At 51.2% G+C, this 244-nt stretch carries 1 protein-coding gene; it reads left to right on the top strand.

Annotation, left to right across the window (positions count from 1 at the left end):
• The coding region (locus tag ACKPVM_RS20525; RefSeq protein WP_498044287.1) for an LpxL/LpxP family acyltransferase at positions 1–244 on the top strand (244 nt) is incomplete at both ends.

A 244-nucleotide genomic window follows, 5' to 3' on the forward strand; every position in this document is an offset into this window, starting at 1 on the left:
GTCTGGAACACGGTGCGTCGTCGCTTTGGCGATCGTCTGCATGCGAGAAATGACGGTATTAAACCATTCATCCAGTCGGTACGTCAGGGGTACTGGGGATATTATTTACCCGATCAGGATCATGGCCCAGAGCACAGCGAATTTGTGGATTTCTTTGCCACCTATAAAGCGACGTTGCCCGCGATTGGTCGTTTGATGAAAGTGTGCCGTGCGCGCGTTGTACCGCTGTTTCCGATTTATGATG

The sequence above is a fragment of the Pectobacterium hainanensis genome (assembly GCF_046237015.1).
In the GTDB taxonomy this organism is placed as follows: Bacteria; Pseudomonadota; Gammaproteobacteria; order Enterobacterales; family Enterobacteriaceae; genus JBJYIN01.